Source organism: Rhodopseudomonas sp. BAL398 (assembly GCF_033001325.1).
In the GTDB taxonomy this organism is placed as follows: Bacteria; Pseudomonadota; Alphaproteobacteria; order Rhizobiales; family Xanthobacteraceae; genus JARJEH01.
In genome coordinates, this window is the sequence record NZ_CP133111.1 from 5,631,901 (window position 1) to 5,650,566 (window position 18,666).

An 18,666-nucleotide genomic window follows, 5' to 3' on the forward strand; every position below is an offset into this window, starting at 1 on the left:
GCCTCCTGAATCGTAGAACCTGCACCGAAATGCGAGGCCTTGAGCGTGCCCCCGTGGGCCGGCCCGCAACTGCGGTTGTTCGAGCGAGGCTGTGATGAAGGCACTTTTGAGTCGCGAGATTGGCGGTCCCGACTCGCTGACGGTGGAAACCGTCGACGATCCGCGCGCCGGTCCCGGCGAAGTTGTCATCGACGTCGAGGCTTGCGGCGTGAACTTCCCCGACGCCTTACTGATCTGGGACAAGTACCAGATCAAGGCTGCGCGTCCGTTCTCGCCGGGATCCGAGGTGTGCGGCTTTATCAGTAGTTTGGGCACCGGCGTGCAGGGATTCGCCGTCGGTCAGCGGGTGATCGCTCGCTGCGCCTGGGGTGGCATGGCCGAGCGAGTCCGCGTTACCGCCGATCGCTGCCTTCCGGTTCCCGACGGCCTGCCGGCCGAAGAGCTCGCGACTCTGCAGTTCACCTATGCCACGACATTCCACGCATTGCAGGATCGCGCCGCTCTAAGGAAGGGGGAAACGCTTCTGGTGCTGGGTGCCGCGGGCGGCGTCGGCACCGCGGCCGTCGAATTGGGCAAGGCGTTCGGAGCACGGGTGATCGCGGCCTGCTCCAGCGCCGAGAAGCAGGCATTCGCCGCCTCGCGCGGCGCCGACGTGACGGTGGCCTACCCGCGGGCGATGGACCGCGAGGGAGCAAAGGCATTTTCGAATTCGATCAAGGAAGCGGCCGGAACGCAGGGTGTCGACGTCATTCTCGATCCTGTCGGAGGCGACTACACCGAGGCCGCGCTCCGTTCGATTGGCCGCAATGGGCGGCTCCTGGTCGTCGGATTTCCGGCCGGAATCGCAAGAATCCCGATGAATCTGCCGCTGCTGAAATACTGCTCAATCATGGGCGTCGACTGGCGCAATTTCAACATCAACGAGTCTGCCCGCAGCGCGGAAAATTCTCGGACTCTCATCAAGATGTACCAGCGTGGTGAAATTAGGCCGACGATCTCGACTATCTTCCCGCTGGGCGATGCGAAAACCGCGATCCGGCAGATGGCGGACCGCGCGGTGCTGGGGAAAGTCGCTATCCGCATCGCGTCATCGCCGAAAGCGTCAGCCCCGAGGCGACGCCCATGAGCGATGAACTGCGCAGGTGGGCGCAGACGTTTCCCGAGAAGGCGGCGTGGCGGCTCGCAGATGGCAGCGAAGAACTCAGCTTCGGAGAGCTGGATTTGTGGTCGAGCCAGACCATGCAATGGCTGGCTGCGTGCGGGGTGATCACCGGCGATGTGATTGCCATGTGTTTGCCGAATTGCGCGGAATTATTCGCCATCGCCTGGGCGGCGCGCCGGCTCGGCGCCTACTTCACGCCGATCAGCATCCATCTCAAACCCGACGAGGCCGCCTATATTCTGGCCGACTCCGGCGCGCGCGTGTACTTCGCCACCACGGAGACGGCCTATCCGTTCAACGGTCGCACAGTGCTGGTGACGCCAGGGCTCAGCGGCAGCCCGTATGAGCGGGCACGTCAGCAGTTCGGAGCCGATGTGGATCTCCCCGAGCGGCCGCTCGGAAAGGATTTTGTCTATTCGTCCGGCACCACAGGCCAGCCCAAGGGCGTCAAGCGCCCGCTGTTCGCCGACCCCGAGCGAGAGCGGCGCCAGGCGTATTGGATCCAGGCCTTCTCGAATCATGACGAGACATCCGTTTGCCTTACGCCAGCGCCGCTCTATCACGCTGCCCCGCTGCGGTTTGCGATGCGCGCAATCCAGTACGGCGGCACGGTGATCGGTATGCGAAAATTCCACGCCGAGACTGCGCTCGATGCGATCCAGACCTGGAAGGTCACCCACAGCCTCTGGGTTCCGACGATGTTCTATCGGATGCTGAGACTGCCGGAAACTCGCAGGGCCGCCTATGATCTGAGCTCAATGCGCTGCGCCATCCATTCGGGTGGCCCCTGCGCAGCCGATCTTAAGCAGCAGATGATCGCCTGGTGGGGGCCGATCATCTGGGAGTACTACGCAGCCTCCGAAGGCAACGGTGCCACCTGCATCTCCTCGACCGAATCGCTGCGGCGGCCGGGGGCGGTCGGGCGAGCGGCGCTCGGAAAAATCCATATCGTTGGCCCCGACGGATCAGAGGTTGCCGCCGGGCAGACCGGCGAGGTCTACTTCGAGTACGGGCCGACCTTTGAATACCACAACGACCCAATCAAGACCGCTGCCTCTCGCAATGATCGCGGCTGGACGACCGTCGGCGACATCGGCCATCTCGATTCAGAGGGATACCTATTTCTTTCCGATCGCAAGGCGCACACCATCGTGTCGGGCGGTGTCAACATCTATCCGCTCGAGATCGAGCAACTGCTTTGTCGCCACCCTGCTGTCGCCGACGCCGCGGTGTTCGGTGTTCCGAACCAGGAGTACGGCGAGGAGGTCGTGGCCGTTATCGAATTGATGCCGGAAGTCCGGCCCGCCGCGGACCTCCGCACCCAGCTCGACGCCTATTGCAGAGAACATTTGTCCGCCGTGAAGCGTCCGAAGCAGATCGTCTTCGAATCATGCCTGCCGCGCGGCGACAACGGCAAGCTGTCGAAGGTAGCGCTCCGTCAACGGTTTCTGATCAACCCGCCTTCCCTTGGAGTATCGCGATGAATTTTAGCCTTTCGCCCGGACAACAAGCGATCAAGGAAAAGGCTGTCGATTTCGTCAGGAATGTCTGCGGACCGATGGAGAAGGACTGGCCGCTCAGCGATTTCGATGCGACGCCGCAGCAGATTCAGTACCTTCGTGACAAATTTGAGGAGTATGGCTTCCGCGGACTCGCCATTCCGAAGGATGCCGGAGGAAAGGGGGCTGGGGCGCTCGCGAAATCGCTGGTCTACGAACAGCTCAAATCGTCGTTCGTGACGCACGGAAACATGGCGCTCTGGCGCGACTATATCGATCCGCCGCCGGCGTTGTTTCGAGCGCCGGCCGCGCAACGCCAAAAGTATCTGGAACCGATCTTGAGCGGAAAGAAAACATACCACATCGCGATCTCAGAGCCGAGTACCGGATCTGACGCCGCAGGGATCACGACGACCGCGCGGCGCGAAGGCGGCGATTACGTTATCAACGGCATCAAGCGGTGGACGCAGGACCCCGACGAGCCCTACATCCGGCCCGATTACTTTGTCGTTTACGCCGTAACCGGTCCCGGTGACGGCTACCGCGGCATCAGTTCGATCCTCGTCGACTATCCGCACGACGCCATTCGTGTCATCCGCAAGATGAACACGGCGCCGTCCGGCACGACGATGGGCAAGGTCGTGGATCTCGAATTCAAGGACTGCCGGGTTCCGGCTGCCAATCTGCTTGGACAGGAGGGGCTCGGTTTCGCGAATTTTAACGAGCAACTCAACCGCAATCGCGCGGTAATCTCCGCGGGCGCCATTGGCATCGCCAACCGTTGCCTGAGTATTGCGGCTGACTACGCAAAACGCCGAGAGACCTTCGGCCAGCCGCTCGCAGACAGGCAAGCGATTCAGTGGATGCTCGCGGATTCGGCAATCGAGATCAATGCCGGCCGGCTGCTCGCTTATTCGGCGGCCGCTAAGCTTGATCGGGGCGAAGATGCACGGGTCGAGGCGGCGATGGCGAAATCCTATTGCCCCCGCGTCGCCTGTCAGGTGATTGATCGCACGATCCAAATTCTCGGCGGTCTGGGTTTTGTCGAAAGCTCGCGTCTCCGCGACGCGTATTTCCATCAGCGGTTGATGCTGGTTGCCGAAGGCAGCGATGAAGCGATGAAGCTGACAGTGGCGCGCGGCGTGCTCTCTGGATGGGGGCGGGCGGAGTCGGCAAACGAGAGCTACTTCGAGCGTATCCAGCAATAGGCGGCGACGGACTTAGATCGTCCACGCATTGCGCAAAATCGATGCCAGCAAAGGGTCACTGAAGAGTCCGACCGAGATTGAACGATGGTGCACTGGTTCGACGAAAGTAAATGCATTTAGGGGAAAATGGCGCCTGCATAACCCCGATTTCTGTCTCCGCAATCCTGACCGAATGACCGCTTCGATCTGAGAGCGGTCGCTGTAGACGATCTTGTTGCCAGGACCGCATCGAATCGGCAGGTCATGGCTGAGAACTTGCTTGTCAGTGGGGATGGTTGAGATCGCTGATGGCCGGTCGGCGTTGCCGCTGGAGATGTCCGCGATCATTTCGGCGGCGGGCCGGGCGGGAAGCCGCGCATGAAGCGCCGGACGTGGTCGGTGATGATCGGATCGAGTTCGGCCGGAACCGGCGTGCCGTAGACGTATTTGCGGATCGCGATGTAGAAGATCTGGCCGTGAAGGCCCCAGACCGCTTCCTGCTCGCGCTCGGTGATCTTCGCGCGCGACGGCGCCGCCGGATTTTCCAGCCGCCTTAACTCTCGGCACACCGGGATCACCAGCTTGTCGCGGATGATGGTGAGATAACGTCCGGTGATGTCGTAGGAACGCAGGCCGGAGAACACGAAGATCCGCACCCATTCGTAGTTGAAGATGCGCTCGACATATTCAAGATAGAATTGAATCAGCCGGTCTTCGAGGGAGCGTGAGCGATCGGCGATCAGCATCTCCCACTGCGGATTCCAGCGGCTGACATAGACGTGGTCGTAGACCCGTTCGATCAGCGCTTCCTTGCTCGGAAAATGCCGGTAGATCGCCGAATGGGTGATCCCGATCCGCTTCGCCAGCTCGCGGGTCTGACCCTCGAAGCCGTGCTCGGCGAAGAACGCGATCGCCGCTTCCAGGATCGCCTTTTCGCGATCGGCGGATTTCATGTTCTTGCGCGCTGGCGCCGGGCTCGGGGGCTTGGGGGCAGTCTTCTGCAGCATTGCTCGTTCACTCCGGCCGGCGGCGGGAATCGGTCCGACCGCCGGTGATTTGAGACGGATGGTAATTTTGTTGACAGGCAATTCAACTGCCCTCATGATTGAGACCAATTGGTCACAAAAGTTGACCGGCACATCGGGAGGCGGCGCTGAAGGCAAGCGGCTTCGCATATTTACCCGCGCGATCGATCGGCGACGCGGTGGCGGCGTTTCGCAACTGCGAGGGCGAGGCGCGCTATCTCGCCGGCGGGCAGAGCCTGCTGGCGGCGATGAATCTGCGGCTGCTCGCGCCCGACCTGCTAATCGACATTTCCCGGATCGACGAACTGCGCGGCATCGAACTGCGTGGTGACGAAGTGCGAATCGGCGCGCTGACCCGCCACGCCGAACTGCTGACGTCGCCGCTGATCGCCGAACACGTGCCGCTGCTCGCCGCCGCCGCGCCGTGGGTGGCGCATCCGGCGATCCGCAACAAGGGGACCTTGGGCGGCTCGATCGCCTTCGCCGATCCGGCTTCGGAATTTCCCGCCGTGGCGCTGGCGCTGAATGCGACGGTGGAGCTCGACGGCGGCGACGATCGCCGCCGGGTCGCGGCAGAAGACTTCTTTCGGGACCTGTACGAGACCGCGGCCGAGCCGGGCGAGATCGTCAGCGCCGTGCATTTTCCGGCGGCCGGACCGGATGATCGCTTCGCCTTCGACGAACTGGCGCGCCGGCGCGGCGACTACGCCATCGTCGGCACGGCGATTGCCGCGACTTTCGCTGGCGACGTGGTCGAGCGCATCCGCATCGCGCTGTTGTCGGTCGGCGCCACGCCGTTTCTTGCACGTGGTGCGGCCGCGGCGCTGCAAGGAACGACGCTGGGCGACGACGACATCGCGCGGGCGCAGGCCGCGCTCGCCGGGGAATTGCGGCCGAGCGAGGACGTGCATGTCTCGTCGGAGACCCGACTGCATCTCGCTTCGGTGCTGCTGAAGCGGCAGTTGAAAAAGCTGCGGGAGGGCGGCCGATGAGCGCTGTCGCGATCTCGCTCACCGTCAACGGCGAGGCGATCGCCGCGCTGGTCGAGCCGCGGTTGTCGTTGGTGGACTTCCTGCGGCATCAGTTGCGGCTCACCGGCACCCATGTCGGCTGCGAGATGGGTGCGTGCGGGGCGTGCCTGGTGCTGCTGGACGGGCGCGCGGTGCACGGCTGTCTCAGCCTTGCGGTACAGGCCGACGGCGCCGCCATCGTCACCGTCGAGGGACTGTCGGAGGGGGGCGCGATTGCCGACCTGCAGGCGGCGTTTCACCGCCGCAACGCACTGCAATGCGGCTTCTGCACGCCGGGCATGCTGATCACCGCGCAGGAATTGCTGCAGCACAACGCTGATCCGTCGCGCGAGCAGATTCGCGACGCGCTGTCGGGAAATTATTGCCGCTGCACTGGCTATGAGGCGATCGTCGACGCGATCGAGACGACGGCGCGAGAGCGCCGCGCCGCCGCGGCGACCGGCAATCTGGTGGAGAGCGAGGCATGAACGCGCCGCTGTCCCAGGTCGATCGGCCTAACAGCTACATCGGCAAGAGCCTGCCGCGGCCCAATGCCAAGCGGCTTCTCGCCGGCCGTGGCCGCTTCGTCGACGATATCCAGCTGCCGCGGATGCTGCACGCCGTGTTCGTGCGCAGCCCGCATGCCCATGCGGAGATTGTCGCAGTCCATGTCGCGGATGCTCAGTCGATGCCGGGGGCACGGCGTGTCGTGCTCGGCGACGAGATCGCGACGCTGTGCGAGCCCTGGACCGGGACGCTGCGCCACTTCAAAGGGATGAAGTCGCCGCCGCAAGCGCCGCTGGCCCAGGATCGCGTGAGTTGGGTCGGACAGCCAGTGGTCGCAATCCTCGCCGACAGCCGCGCGCAGGCGGAGGATGCCGCCGAGCGGGTGACGGTCGACTACCGCGAACTGCCGGCAGTGGTCGACTACGACGCTGCGCTCGCGCCCGATGCGGTGCTGGTCCACGACGCGCTCGGGGACAACCTCGCCTTCACGGCCACGATCGAGAGCGGCGACGCCGATGATGCGTTCAACCGCGCGGACGCCGTCGTCGATGTTGATCTGAGCTTCGGCCGGCATACGCCAGTGACGCTGGAGCCGCGCTCGATCGTCGCCGATTTCGAGCCGGGCGAGCGATCGCTGACGGTGCATCATTCGACCCAGACGCCCTACCAGTTCCAGGACATCTTCGCGCGCCACTTCAGGCTCGACGAATCGCGGGTGCGGGTGATCGCGCCGGACATCGGCGGCTCGTTCGGGATGAAGCTGCACGTCTATCCCGAGGACATGGCGGTGGTCGCGCTCAGCATGCTGGCGCAGCGGCCGGTGAAATACGTCGCCGACCGCGGCGAGTCGTTCCTCAACGACATCCACCTGCGCGACCACCGGCTGCGTGCCGAACTGGCGTTGGCCGCAGACGGCCGTTTCCTCGGGATGCGGGTGCGGGACGATACCGCGATCGGCGCCTATTCTGCCTATCCGCGGACCAGCGCGGTCGAGGGCAATCAGGTCGTCCGGCTGATGGGGGCGCCCTACAGGATCACCGACTATCGCGCCGACCTGCGGGTGATCTTCCAGAACAAGACCCAGACCAGCCAGTATCGCGGTGTCGGCCACCCGATCGCCTGTGCGGCCAGCGAACGGCTGGTAGACCTCGCGGCGCAGAAGCTCGGACTCGATCCGTTCGAGATCCGGCGACGCAACTACGTCACCGACGACATGTATCCGCACACCACCGCGAGCGGCTACCGCTTCGAGCGGCTGTCGTTCGACGAGTGCCTGACCAAGCTGCACGCATTGATGGACTATCCGGCGCTGCGCGCCGAGCAGGCGAGGCTGCGCGGGCAGGGCGTCTATCGCGGCATTGGGCTCGCCACCTATGTGGAGATCACCAACCCGTCGCCGGCGTTCTACGGCGTCGGCGGAGCGCACATCTCGGCGCAGGACGGCTGCGTGTTGAAGCTGACGCCCTCCGGCGAGGTGCAATGCGCGATCAGCGTCACCGAACAGGGGCAGGGCACCGAGACCGTCATCGGCCAGATCGTCGCCGACGAATTCGGCGTCGATCTCGCGCGCGTCAAAGTGCTGACCGGCGACACCGAGACGACGCCGCACGGCGGCGCCACCTGGGCTTGCCGCGGCGCCGGCATCGGCGGCGAGACCGCGCTGCAGGCCGCGCGTCTGCTCAAGGCCAATGTGCTGAAGATCGGGGCTGCGATCCTGCAATCAGCGCCGGAGCAGCTCGCGATTTCGGATGGGCGGCTGATCGATCGCACCAGCGGCGCGGCGCGGATGCCGCTCGGGGAGCTCGCCGCGCTGGTGTATTTCCGCTCCGACACGCTGCCACCGAACCTCCATGCCGGTCTCACCGTGGCGCATCACTACGCGCCGCAGGGTTATCCGTTCGCTTTCACCAACGGCATCCATGCCAGCCTGGTGGAGGTCGATGCCGAGACCGGATTCATCAGGCTGCTGAAGCATTGGGTGGTGGAGGATTGCGGCCGCGTCATCAACCCGCTGCTGGTCGAGGAGCAGGTCCGCGGCGGCACCGTGCAGGGCATAGGGGCGGCGCTGTTCGAGGAGTGCCTGTACGGCGACGACGGCCAGCTCTTAAACGGATCGATGGCCGACTATCTGGTGCCGATGGCCTTTGAGATGCCGGATATCGTCATCGCCCATGTCGAGACCCCGACCAAGGACACCGAACTCGGCGCCAAGGGCTGCGGCGAGGCGGGTACCTCGGCTGCCTCCGGCGCGGTGCTGAACGCGGTCAACGACGCGCTGGCGCCGCTCGATGCGTCGATTTCGCAAATTCCGATGACGCCGCAGCGAATGCTGCGGGCGTTGCGGCTGGTTTGAACTGCGACGACCAACGACAACAATCGAACGGGAGAGAGAGCATGACAGATATGCTGAAGCACGGCCTTTCACGTCGAACTCTGATCAAGGGCACGGCCTCGGCCGCAGCGCTGAGCCTGCTGGCGTCGCCGCGGATCGTCCGCGCCGACGAGGGCACCATCAAGATCGGCTTTCCGGTGCCGATCACCGGGCCGTTCGGCGCCGAGGCCAAGGACCAGGTCAAGAGCGCCGAGCTGGCGATCAAGCAGTTCAACGCCGAAGGCGGGCTGGGCGGCCGCATGGCCGAGCTTTTGGTACGCGACGACAAGCTCAACCCGGGCGAAGCCGCGACCCGCACGCTGGAGCTGATCGAGAAGGACAAGGCCAACTTCATCGTCGGCTCGCTGTCCAGCGCGGTGCAGCTCTCCGTCAACGAAGTCACCCGCGCCCGCGGTGTGATCTACGTCTCGATCAGCCAGTCCGACACCATCAATGAAGCCAAGGATTTCTCCCGCTTCACCTTCCACGAGGCGATGAACCCGCAGATGACCGCGGGCGCGGTCGCGCGCTACGCCTTCAAGAAGGGCCAGAAGGTCGCGTACCTGACCGCCGACTACGCTTACGGCCACGAGATGGTGGCGGCGTTCAAGCGCACCGCCCCGGCCGGAGTCGAAACCGTCGGCGAGGTGCTGCATCCGCTCGGCGCGCCGGATTATTCGGCGTTCATGCCGCGGCTGCTGTCGATGAAGGCCGACGTGCTGTGCATCTGCAATTTCGGCCGCGATCAAGCCAACGCGATCAAGCAGGCGGTCGATTTCGGCCTCAAGGCGCAATCCAGGATCGTGGTTCCGGTGCTGCTCTACAAGCAGCGGCTCGCCAGCAGCCCCGACGTGTTCGAGGGCGTGGTCGGCGCGGCGAACTATTACTGGGGCATCGAGGACACCACTCCGTCGGCCAAGGCGTTCAATGACGCCTATCGGGCGGCGAATGGCGGCGCGGTGCCGACCGACTACGGCGCCTACGGCTACACCGGCATCCGCTCGCTGCTGATGGCGGTGAAGGCGGCCGGCAGCACCGACACCGACAAGGTGATCGCGGCGATGGAAAACCTCAAATACGATGTCGCCAAGGGACCGCAGAGCTACCGCAAGTGCGACCACCAATCGGTGCAGCAGGTGTTCGTGCTGGAATCCAAGAAAAAGTCGGAAATGAAGAACGCCGACGACCTGTTCAAGGTGGTGAACACCGAGCCCGCCGACCCGGCGACGCTGCGGTCTTGCGAAGAACTCGGTCACAAGCCTTCGTAAGTCAGTGAATTGAGACTATCCAAGCCGTCGTTGTGAGGAGGCGAAACCCACGAAGCAATCCAGCTCGGCGCTCGATGCCGGATTACTTCGCTTCGCTCGCAATGACGTAGTTGTCACCGCCGGAGAGACCATGGATCTTCAACTCGTTTCGATGCAGCTGTTCTCCGGCGTCGCGCTCGGCGCGTTGCTGATCATGCTCGCGCTCGGCCTGTCGATCATCTTCGGCATTCTCGGCGTGGTGAATTTCGCGCATGGCAGCTTCTTCATGGTCGGCGCCTATGCCGGGGTGTTCTTCCTCGCCTACACCGGGAATTTCTGGTGGGCGCTGCTGCTGGCGCCGCTGGCCGTCGGTCTGCTCGGGCTCGGCGTCGAGCGGATCCTGATCCGGCCGTTGTACGGCCGGCCGCCCGATGATCCGATTTTGCTCACCTTCGGCCTCAGCTACATCCTGGTCGAAGCCGTGCGGATCCTGTTCGGCACCGACGGCATTCCGTTTGACACACCGGCAGCGCTGCGCGGCGTCACCAATATCGGGATCGGCTACTTCCCGACCTACCGGCTGTTCGTGATCGCGCTGGTCGCGGCGATCCTGGTCGTGCTGTGGCTGGTGCTGGAGAAGACCAAGATCGGCTTGATCGTGCGCGCCGGGGCGCGCGATCCGCAGATCATGCGGGTGCTGGGCGTCGATATCCAGAAATTGTGGCTGGTGGTATTCGGCGTCGGCATTGGGCTCGCCGCGCTGGGCGGCGTGCTCGCGGCGCCGATGCGCACCGTCAATCCTGAGATGGGCAATTTCGTGCTGTCGGAAGCGTTCGTCGTCACCGTGATTGGCGGCATGGGCTCACTGCTCGGTTCGGTGGTGGCGGGCCTTCTGGTCGGCATCGTCGTCAACATGACCTCTCTGGTCGCGCCCGAGATGGCGACGATCGCGATGTTCGCCTTCATGGCGCTGGTGTTGCTGGTGCGGCCGCAGGGGCTGTTCGGCAAGCCCGGCTTCGGGGGTTGAGCGATGCCGATGCTGGCAACCAAGCCGCTCGCCGAGCCGCTCGAACCAGCGCAAGCGGCTGTACCGCGGACACCACGGCTCGGCCGTTGGCGGGTGCCGCTGTCGATCGCGGTGCTATGCGCACTGCCGTGGCTGTTGCCGTCGCAGGCGCTGGCGGTGAACGTACTGATCTATGGCCTGTACGCAATGGGCTACAATCTGCTGTTCGGCTACACCGGGTTGCTGTCGTTCGGCCACGCCGCGCTGTTCGGCACCGGAGCCTATGTCACCGGCATCGCGATCGGCCAGTTCGATGCCGATTGGCTGGTCGGGATGGCGCTCGGGGTGATTGCCGCCGGCCTGATGGCTGCGATGATCGGCGTATTGTCGACCCGCACCCGCGGGATCTATTTCGCGATGGTGACGCTGGCGTTGTCGCAACTGGTGTACCACGTCGCGCTGCAGGCCTCGTCCTGGACCGGAGGCGAAAACGGCCTGCGCGGCTTCACGGTATCACGGGTCGGGTTCGGTCCGTTCAGCGCTGACTTCCTCGATCCGGTCAACAAGTATTATGTCGTGCTGACCTTCGTCGCGCTGGCGATGTGGGCGCTGTCGCGGATTCTGGCGTCGCCGTTCGGCGGCGTGATCGAGGCGATCCGCGAGAACGAGACCCGCGCCAAGGCGTGCGGTTACGACGTCGTCCGGACCCGGTTGTTGGCCTTCGTGCTGTCCGGACTGTTCTGCGGTCTCGCCGGCGCGCTGTCTGCGCTGCATTTGTCGATCGTGCCGCTCGACAGCCTCGGCTACGCGATGTCTGGGCAGGCGGTGATGATGACGATGTTGGGCGGGGTCGGCACCTTCTTCGGGCCGTTCGTCGGTGCGCTGGCGTTTCTGGTGATGGAGGACGTGCTGTCGCTGTGGACCTCGCACTGGCAATTGTTTCTCGGCGCGATCTTCGTCGCGCTGGTGCTGTACATGCCGAAGGGGATCTGGGGCACCGGGCTGCTCTGGGTGCAACGCTGGAGGGCGCGATGAGCGGCGATCCGCTGGAGATCGACGATCTAGGCCGCTCGTTCGGTGGCTTCGTCGCGCTGAAGGGCATCACCGCCAGCTTCGGCGGCGACCGGGTCACCGCGATCATCGGGCCGAACGGGGCGGGCAAGAGCACGCTGTTCAACATCCTGTCCGGCGCGCTGAAGCCGTCGACCGGAACGATGCGGTTTCGCGGCCAGGATCTGTCGCGGCTGCCGCAGCACCGCTTCGTGCATCTCGGCATCGCCCGCTCGTATCAGATCACCAGCATCTTCCCGCAGCTCACCGCGCACGAGAACGTCCGGATCGGCGCGCAGGCGTTCGCCTCGCGCTACAACGTGTGGACGCCGCGCGCCTCGTACCATGACGTCTCCGAGCGCGCCGAGCAGGCGCTGGCCGATGTCGGCCTGTCCGCCGGCCGTAACCGCATCGCCTCGACGCTGGCGCATGGCGAACAGCGCGCGCTCGAGATCGCGATCGCCCTGGTGGCCGATCCAAGGCTGCTGCTGCTCGACGAGCCGACTGCCGGCATGGGGCCGGAGGAGACCAAGGCGATGGTCGCGCTGATCGAGCGGCTCGCGGCGGACCGGACCATCCTGTTGGTCGAGCACAAGATGAAGATGGTGCTCGGATTGTGCGATCGCATTCTGGTGCTGCATCACGGCCGGCTGATCGCAGACGGCTCGCCGGCCGAAATTCAGGGCGACGCCAATGTACGCAGCGTCTATCTCGGACAGAGCCTCGGCTATGCTTGAACTGCGCGACCTCAACGCCTGGTACGGCCCCAGCCACGTCGTCCACGGCGTGAGCTTCGATGTGCGCGCCGGCGAGGTACTGGCGCTGATAGGCCGCAACGGCGCCGGCAAGACCACCACGATCAAATCGGTGATGGGGCTGATCGACAAGGTCGCAGGATGGGTGCGTTTCGATGGGCAGGAATTGCTGATGCTGCCGGCGCACGCCCGGTTCCGGCTCGGGCTCGCCTATGTGCCGGAAGACCGCCGCATCGTGCCCGACCTGACGGTGCGGGAGAATCTCCGGCTCGGTCTGCTGCAGGCCGATCCCGGGATCAAGGAGGCGCAGGCGATCGACGGCATCGCCGAGACCTTCCCGCGGCTGAAGGAGCGGCTCGGCCAGACTGCGGTGACGATGTCCGGCGGCGAGCAGCAGATGCTCGCGATCGCGCGGGCGATGATCGCGCGGCCGAAGATGATCCTGCTCGACGAGCCGTCCGAGGGCATCATGCCGGTGCTGGTCGAGGAGATGGGCCGGCTGTTCCGGTCGTTGCGTGACCAGGGCACCACGCTGTTGCTGGTGGAGCAGAACGTCGAATGGGCGCTCAACATAGCCGACCGCGCGGTGATCATCGACCAGGGCGAGATCGTGTTCGAGGGCGATGCGCAAGCGCTCGCGAACGATCGCGAGATTCAGGAACGCTACTGCGCTGTGTGACCACTGCTCGTCAATTGCGCGCCGACTGTAGCTGCGCGCTGATGACAATCGTGGCGGCGGCACGGCCGGCCGAACTCAGTCTTTCACGGCCTTGACGAGGTCGGCCTTCAGCTGTGCCTTCAGGATTTTGCCGGTTGGACCGATCGGCAATTGACTGGTCAGGATAACTTCCTTCGGCCGCTTGTAGGCTGTGAGATTCGCTTTGGCCCAGGCATCGAGTTCGGCGATATCGAGCTGCCGGCCGGCCGCCGGCTGAACATAAGCGATCACTTCTTCATTGCCGTCCACGCTGCGGCCTATCACGGCAACCAGAGCGACACCCGGTACCTGGGATAACACGGCCTCGACTTCGACAGGATAGACATTGAATCCGCTATGAATGATCACGTCCTTCGTTCGTCCGACCAGCGACAAATTGCCGTCTCGGTCCATTGATCCGATGTCGCCCGTCGAAATGAAGCCGTCGGCGCGCCGCACGTCGTTGTTGGCCGCTTCGTTCCGGTAGTATCCCAGCATCAGGTTGGGACCCTTCACCCAGATCTCGCCCTTTTGGCCGATCGCCGCATCATTGCCGTCGTCGCCGACGATGCGGAGTTCGATGCCGGGCTGCACCACGCCGACCGATCGGCCGATCGTAGCGCCGCGGGAGCGGGTCACCGGTGCGATCTCGGTCATGCCGTAGGAATTGCCCAGTTCGAGCCCGAACGCATCTTCAATCTGCGCCTTGAGCGTCAAGTCGAGCGGCATGCCGCCGACCGCGATGAAACGCAGCCGGCTCGACCGAAGCGAGGCGCTGTTGGTCCGCGCGTATTCGAGCAAGCGCGCGAAGATCGTTGGTACGCCCATCACGTAAGTGATGCGATCGGCGGTCAGCGCGGCGACGAAATTGGCGGCGCTGAACTGGGCGACTAACTCCGACGTCCCGCCGGCCCAAATGGCGGTGGTCAGCATAGCGCCAAGACCAATGACGTGACTGACGGGCGTGATATTGTAGAACACGTCGCTCGCGGTGATGTTGCGCAGCTCCGCCATGTTGCCGCCCATATACATGATGGCCTGATGACTCAGCATGACCCCCTTCGGCGCTCCCGTCGTGCCTGACGAGAACAGCAGGACGGCGGTCTGGCGGTCCTTCTCGGCATGGACCGGCTCGGGGCGGGCGTCGGTGTCGGTCGGCCCGAAAGCGACCTTTCCGAAAACCGGATCGTCGTGCGGCCGGGCTTGCACCCGCGCGGCGTGGTCCGAGGCAGCCTGGGAATCGCCGATGGTGTAGACGACGATGCGGCACCCGCAATATGCAATGCATGCGTCGATCTCGCGCGAGGACATCCGCGCGTTGATCGGGCTCGCCCAGGCATCGAGGTCGCTCGCGGCGAAGATGAAGGTGACGGCGGCGATGGAATTCTCGTTGACGATCATCACGCGATCACCACCGACCACTCCGGCGGCTGTCAGCAACGCCTTGGCGCGTCCTATCGCTTGCCAGAACTCCGAATAGGTCACCACCCTGTCACCCGAGATCAGAGCCGGCCGATCGGGCGCGGTCTCTGCCTGTCGCTCCACCAGTCCGGCCAATCGCGGCGGCATCGACGCCAGCAGCCGCTGCGCGCTGCCGCCATTGAACACATTCCGCGCCACGCGCGCCGTATCGAAGTCTGTCTGGGGCATTTCGGATGCTCTTGTTGTCGGTGCCATGGGGGCTGCCGTTCCGCCGTCGTCAGGCGCTTTCGGCCGCGAGATGGTTTCTGTTCTCCCAGAACACCACCTTGCGATGCAGGTACTGCAGCGTTTGATTGCCGATCACCCCAATGCCCGCGAGGACGAGGACGACGGCGAACATGGTGGCGACATCCATCGTCATCGACGAGGCCTGGATCAGATTTCCAAGACCCGCCTTCGATGCGATGAATTCGCCGACGACCGCGCCGATCAGCGCCATCGACACACTGATCTGCAGGCCGGCAAAGATCGACGAGGCGGCGGCGGGCAATTTGACGTTGAGGAGGATGTTCCATCGTGATGCGCTGAACGCGCGGTACAAATTGACGATATCCGAATTGACCGAACGAATGCCGACGAGGGTATTGATGAAGACCGGAAAGAAACAGATCAGGGCAACCAGGACGACCTTGGACGACATGCCGAAGCCGAACCAGACGATGATCAGCGGCGCCAGGGCGACCTTCGGCATCGATTGCAGCGCCACGATATAGGGCATCAGTGCCCGCTCCATGATCGGAATCTCGGCGAGAAATGCGCCGATGGCGATGGCGAGCGAGCAGCCGATCAGATAGCCAGCAACCACCGCATAGAGCGTGGCCAGGATATGCGGATAGAACGTGCCCTCCACGAGGCCGTTGACGAGGGCTGCGCCGACGGCCAACGGCGTCGGCACCAGATAAGCCGGCACTTTGAAAAAACGGATTGATAGATCCCACAGCACCAGCGTGCCGACGAAGAAGCCGACCGAAATCGCGATCTCGACCCAACGGAATTTGGTCATCGTGCACCCTTCGCCGGTTGCAGGCCGCTCGACTTGAACAGCGCCCTCAGATGGGTCGCATATTCGCCGAACATGGATTGTCCCATGGTCTCGACGTCGCGGGCGCGTGGCAGATCAATCTTGAGATCATCGATGACGCGCCCCGGGCGTTGCGACAGCGTGAGCACCCGATCCGACAGATACACCGCCTCGGGAATCGAGTGAGTGATGAACAGGACGGATTTTCCGGTCGTCATCCAGATCTGCTGCAGTTCGTCCATCATGAATTCGCGGGACATCGCGTCGAGCGCCGCGAATGGTTCATCCATCAGCAGCATTGCGGGATCGTGAATGAGGCCGCGGGCGATTCCGACGCGCTGCTGCATTCCGCCCGAGAGTTCGTAAGGGTAATGGTCGACGAAATCGCTGAGGCCGACCAGCCGCAGCAGATCATGAGCCCGATCCCTGTATTCATCGATCGGCATCCGCATCGCCCGGATCGGCACCAGAACGTTCTCCAGAATGGTCTTCCAAGGCAGCAGGGTCGGCTGTTGAAACACGATTCCGATATCCGGGCGCGGCGAACGGACCTCGACCTCGGCCAGCACCACCTTGCCGGAGGTCGGCCGTAACAGGCCGGACACGATCCTAAGCAAGGTCGATTTGCCACATCCGGACGGTCCGAGGATCGAGACGAATTCGCCCTTGCGAACCGAGAACGACAGATCGCGGATGGCGGCGATCGGCCCCCGGCTCGAATTGTAAACCAGGTTCATCTGGTCGATCGAGAGCACCGGATTTGGCGGATCCAGTAAGACGTGGTTCGCTTCGGCAGGGCTAGGCATGATGGATGCGACCTCGGGTCCCTTGCAAAACAATCCGCGATGGGGCGGCGGATTCGTCCTGCTTTGTCAGGTCCGGGTCTGCGCCCGGTTCAGGTTTGGCCGCCGCGCGGCGGCGTGCCGGTGCCATTTTGCATAATTCGCACGGTCGTGCAAATAAATTCCAAGAATTGGATTTATTGCAGCGCAAAGCTGCTATTATGTTGCGGCCGATGACGCCCGGACGTTTAAGTCTCGGATGGCGAAAGAGCCGTGAAAGCTGGATCCCAGGAAAATGAAAAGCAAGGCGAAATCCACCACTCAAAAGCGGCCTGGTCGGGTTCAAAGACGCAAGGACATGCTCGGCATCGTCTACGAAGTGATATCGGAATCGGGCATTGATGGCGCCAGCATGCGTCAGATAGCCGAACGGGCGCAGGTCAGCACCGGGACGATCAATTATCATTTTGGAAATAAGCAGAAGCTGATCATGGCCGCGCTTCAGGCGGCCTACGAGACGCCGTCCGAGCAGGAGCCGAGCTCCTCGCCGCTGGCGCAGCTCAAGGTTTTCGCCTTCAGCCACATCTTTCGTTCGACAAACGACCGGTTTTGGCGGTTTTGGGTGAATTACGCAGCAGCCGGCACGCGCAATAACGAATTGCGGAAGCACCAGAACCGACGCTTCGAAAAGCAGCTCGGCTTCTGGAGAAAATTGATCGAGAGCGCGATCAAGGCCGGCGAGCTGCCGGCGGAGCTCCAGGCCCACCGCGCCGCCGAGCACCTCCTGATCTTCGTTCATGGGCTCGTGATGCGCCAGATCTTGCGACCGGACGCCGACAACCGCTCGCATTGCGAAAGCCTTCTGACCGATTACTTCGAGGTTCTCGAGCAGGCCCAGTCCGGGGCCGACCGCAAGTCCCCGCGTCTCCCGGCCCGGATGATGTCCGAGATCAACTGACACTCGGCAATCTAGTCATCGAGAAATGCCGGCCGCGAGTGCCGGCTTTTCTTTGTCTGAACCATAATTGCACGATCGTGCGAATTGTGCTAATCGGTGGCGCGATGCCCTTGCACGAAGGAGAAATGACCAGCATGTCCGTAGTCCTCGTCGAACGCCCATCACCGCACGTCGCCGTGGTGCGCTTCAATCGTCCGGAGGTGCGCAACGCCCTCAACACCGAAGTGCGGCGCCTGCTGCACGGGCATTTTCAGGAGCTCGCTGCGGATCCCGAGGTTCGCTGTGTCGTCCTGACCGGCGGCGAACAGGCCTTCGCGGCCGGCGCGGATATTCAAGAGCAGGCCGGCCGCGACGTCGTCGGGGCGATCGAGGCCTACACCACCCGGGCGATCATGGATTTTCCAAAGCCGATCATTGCGGCGGTGAATGGCTTCGCGCTGGGTGGCGGATGCGAATTCGCGATGCAGTGCGACATCATCATCGCCAACGACAAGGCGAAATTCGGCCAGCCGGAGATCAGGCTGGGCCTGATTCCGGGGGCCGGCGGAACGCAACGCCTGCCGCGCACGGTCGGCAAATACAACGCGATGTACATGCTGCTGACGGGTGCCTTCATCAACGCCAGTGATGCCCATCGAATGGGGCTCGTCAGCGAGGTCGTGCCGGGGAATTGCGAGCCCCGCGCCCTCGAGATCGCCGCGCAGATCGCGACGCTCGCGCCACTGGCCGCCCAGCAGATCAAGGAAATCGTCAACTCCGGCCTCGATACCTCACTCGACGCCGGTTTGAAGCTCGAGCGACGCGGCTACCAACTGATGTTCGGCACGGCCGACATGCGGGAGGGCGTCAAGGCATTCACGGAAAAACGCGCGGCGGCCTTCGCGGGAAAATAGACGTCGGGGAAACT

The 18,666-nt window shown here is 63.8% G+C and carries 17 protein-coding genes; 13 read left to right on the forward strand and 4 right to left on the reverse strand.

Annotation, left to right across the window (positions count from 1 at the left end; genetic code table 11):
* The first annotated feature begins 94 nt into the window (after positions 1–94).
* From RBJ75_RS26520 to RBJ75_RS26530, 3 genes are read left to right on the forward strand one after another with little or no spacing between them, the layout of a single operon-like run.
* Complete coding sequence (locus tag RBJ75_RS26520; RefSeq protein WP_044413469.1) at positions 95–1,126, forward strand: NADPH:quinone oxidoreductase family protein; 1,032 nt, start codon at positions 95–97, stop codon at positions 1,124–1,126.
* Entirely contained in the window at positions 1,123–2,646 is a 1,524-nt protein-coding gene (locus RBJ75_RS26525) for an AMP-binding protein (protein WP_044413466.1), read from the forward strand. The genes RBJ75_RS26520 and RBJ75_RS26525 overlap by 4 nt, the downstream gene beginning before the upstream one ends.
* Entirely contained in the window at positions 2,643–3,869 is a 1,227-nt protein-coding gene (locus RBJ75_RS26530) for an acyl-CoA dehydrogenase family protein (protein ID WP_052628968.1), read from the forward strand. The genes RBJ75_RS26525 and RBJ75_RS26530 overlap by 4 nt, the downstream gene beginning before the upstream one ends.
* Before the next feature lie 323 nt (positions 3,870–4,192).
* On the opposite strand, the gene RBJ75_RS26535 is transcribed toward RBJ75_RS26530, so the two are convergent.
* Complete coding sequence (locus tag RBJ75_RS26535; protein ID WP_044413462.1) at positions 4,193–4,855, reverse strand: TetR/AcrR family transcriptional regulator; 663 nt, start codon at positions 4,853–4,855, stop codon at positions 4,193–4,195.
* A gap of 146 nt (positions 4,856–5,001) precedes the next feature.
* On the opposite strand from RBJ75_RS26535, the gene RBJ75_RS26540 reads away from it, so the two are divergent.
* The 8 genes from RBJ75_RS26540 (at position 5,002) to RBJ75_RS26575 (ending at position 13,498) form a co-directional block, all read left to right on the forward strand.
* Positions 5,002–5,865, forward strand: coding sequence for an FAD binding domain-containing protein (locus tag RBJ75_RS26540; RefSeq protein WP_044413460.1), 864 nt, complete (start codon positions 5,002–5,004; stop codon positions 5,863–5,865).
* Positions 5,862–6,371: a (2Fe-2S)-binding protein gene (locus RBJ75_RS26545; protein WP_044413459.1), complete on the forward strand. Its 510-nt coding sequence runs from the start codon at positions 5,862–5,864 to the stop codon at positions 6,369–6,371. Before RBJ75_RS26540 ends, RBJ75_RS26545 begins: the two co-directional genes overlap by 4 nt.
* Positions 6,368–8,743 (forward strand): xanthine dehydrogenase family protein molybdopterin-binding subunit, encoded by a 2,376-nt coding sequence (locus RBJ75_RS26550; RefSeq protein ID WP_044413456.1) that lies wholly within the window; start codon positions 6,368–6,370, stop codon positions 8,741–8,743. The genes RBJ75_RS26545 and RBJ75_RS26550 overlap by 4 nt, the downstream gene beginning before the upstream one ends.
* A gap of 41 nt (positions 8,744–8,784) precedes the next feature.
* Positions 8,785–10,029, forward strand: coding sequence for an ABC transporter substrate-binding protein (locus tag RBJ75_RS26555; protein ID WP_044413453.1), 1,245 nt, complete (start codon positions 8,785–8,787; stop codon positions 10,027–10,029).
* A gap of 130 nt (positions 10,030–10,159) precedes the next feature.
* Positions 10,160–11,035: a branched-chain amino acid ABC transporter permease gene (locus RBJ75_RS26560; RefSeq protein ID WP_044413448.1), complete on the forward strand. Its 876-nt coding sequence runs from the start codon at positions 10,160–10,162 to the stop codon at positions 11,033–11,035.
* Positions 11,036–11,044: 9 nt separating this feature from the next.
* Entirely contained in the window at positions 11,045–12,049 is a 1,005-nt protein-coding gene (locus RBJ75_RS26565; protein ID WP_044413477.1) for a branched-chain amino acid ABC transporter permease, read from the forward strand.
* Positions 12,046–12,801 (forward strand): ABC transporter ATP-binding protein, encoded by a 756-nt coding sequence (locus tag RBJ75_RS26570; protein WP_044413446.1) that lies wholly within the window; start codon positions 12,046–12,048, stop codon positions 12,799–12,801. The genes RBJ75_RS26565 and RBJ75_RS26570 overlap by 4 nt, the downstream gene beginning before the upstream one ends.
* Complete coding sequence (locus RBJ75_RS26575) at positions 12,794–13,498, forward strand: ABC transporter ATP-binding protein (protein ID WP_044413443.1); 705 nt, start codon at positions 12,794–12,796, stop codon at positions 13,496–13,498. Before RBJ75_RS26570 ends, RBJ75_RS26575 begins: the two co-directional genes overlap by 8 nt.
* Before the next feature lie 75 nt (positions 13,499–13,573).
* Here RBJ75_RS26575 and RBJ75_RS26580 read toward each other — a convergent pair whose 3' ends face one another.
* The 3 genes from RBJ75_RS26580 to RBJ75_RS26590 are packed head-to-tail and all read right to left on the reverse strand — an operon-like array spanning position 13,574 to position 16,756.
* Entirely contained in the window at positions 13,574–15,166 is a 1,593-nt protein-coding gene (locus RBJ75_RS26580) for a class I adenylate-forming enzyme family protein (protein WP_052628967.1), read from the reverse strand.
* A gap of 49 nt (positions 15,167–15,215) precedes the next feature.
* Complete coding sequence (locus RBJ75_RS26585; RefSeq protein ID WP_044413441.1) at positions 15,216–16,001, reverse strand: ABC transporter permease; 786 nt, start codon at positions 15,999–16,001, stop codon at positions 15,216–15,218.
* A complete protein-coding gene (locus RBJ75_RS26590; protein ID WP_201776319.1) occupies positions 15,998–16,756 on the reverse strand; it encodes an ABC transporter ATP-binding protein in 759 nt (252 codons plus the stop codon). The genes RBJ75_RS26585 and RBJ75_RS26590 overlap by 4 nt, the downstream gene beginning before the upstream one ends.
* Positions 16,757–17,096: 340 nt before the next feature.
* Here RBJ75_RS26590 and RBJ75_RS26595 point away from each other — a divergent pair, with 340 nt between their 5' ends.
* Complete coding sequence (locus RBJ75_RS26595) at positions 17,097–17,759, forward strand: TetR/AcrR family transcriptional regulator (RefSeq protein ID WP_276156903.1); 663 nt, start codon at positions 17,097–17,099, stop codon at positions 17,757–17,759.
* 134 nt (positions 17,760–17,893) lie between these two features.
* A complete protein-coding gene (locus tag RBJ75_RS26600) occupies positions 17,894–18,652 on the forward strand; it encodes an enoyl-CoA hydratase-related protein (protein WP_044405064.1) in 759 nt (252 codons plus the stop codon).
* Positions 18,653–18,666: the final 14 nt, after the last annotated feature.

What these genes read in the sequence shown, in the direction of transcription:
- RBJ75_RS26520 (WP_044413469.1), top strand. Translation starts at nt 95, where the DNA reads ATGAAGGCACTTTTGAGTCGCGAGATTGGCGGTCCCGACTCGCTGACG.
- RBJ75_RS26525 (WP_044413466.1), top strand. Translation starts at nt 1,123, where the DNA reads ATGAGCGATGAACTGCGCAGGTGGGCGCAGACGTTTCCCGAGAAGGCG.
- RBJ75_RS26530 (WP_052628968.1), top strand. Translation starts at nt 2,643, where the DNA reads ATGAATTTTAGCCTTTCGCCCGGACAACAAGCGATCAAGGAAAAGGCT.
- RBJ75_RS26535 (WP_044413462.1), bottom strand. Translation starts at nt 4,855, where the DNA reads ATGCTGCAGAAGACTGCCCCCAAGCCCCCGAGCCCGGCGCCAGCGCGC.
- RBJ75_RS26545 (WP_044413459.1), top strand. Translation starts at nt 5,862, where the DNA reads ATGAGCGCTGTCGCGATCTCGCTCACCGTCAACGGCGAGGCGATCGCC.
- RBJ75_RS26550 (WP_044413456.1), top strand. Translation starts at nt 6,368, where the DNA reads ATGAACGCGCCGCTGTCCCAGGTCGATCGGCCTAACAGCTACATCGGC.
- RBJ75_RS26555 (WP_044413453.1), top strand. Translation starts at nt 8,785, where the DNA reads ATGACAGATATGCTGAAGCACGGCCTTTCACGTCGAACTCTGATCAAG.
- RBJ75_RS26560 (WP_044413448.1), top strand. Translation starts at nt 10,160, where the DNA reads ATGGATCTTCAACTCGTTTCGATGCAGCTGTTCTCCGGCGTCGCGCTC.
- RBJ75_RS26565 (WP_044413477.1), top strand. Translation starts at nt 11,045, where the DNA reads ATGCTGGCAACCAAGCCGCTCGCCGAGCCGCTCGAACCAGCGCAAGCG.
- RBJ75_RS26570 (WP_044413446.1), top strand. Translation starts at nt 12,046, where the DNA reads ATGAGCGGCGATCCGCTGGAGATCGACGATCTAGGCCGCTCGTTCGGT.
- RBJ75_RS26575 (WP_044413443.1), top strand. Translation starts at nt 12,794, where the DNA reads ATGCTTGAACTGCGCGACCTCAACGCCTGGTACGGCCCCAGCCACGTC.
- RBJ75_RS26580 (WP_052628967.1), bottom strand. Translation starts at nt 15,166, where the DNA reads ATGCCCCAGACAGACTTCGATACGGCGCGCGTGGCGCGGAATGTGTTC.
- RBJ75_RS26585 (WP_044413441.1), bottom strand. Translation starts at nt 16,001, where the DNA reads ATGACCAAATTCCGTTGGGTCGAGATCGCGATTTCGGTCGGCTTCTTC.
- RBJ75_RS26590 (WP_201776319.1), bottom strand. Translation starts at nt 16,756, where the DNA reads ATGAACCTGGTTTACAATTCGAGCCGGGGGCCGATCGCCGCCATCCGC.
- RBJ75_RS26595 (WP_276156903.1), top strand. Translation starts at nt 17,097, where the DNA reads ATGAAAAGCAAGGCGAAATCCACCACTCAAAAGCGGCCTGGTCGGGTT.
- RBJ75_RS26600 (WP_044405064.1), top strand. Translation starts at nt 17,894, where the DNA reads ATGTCCGTAGTCCTCGTCGAACGCCCATCACCGCACGTCGCCGTGGTG.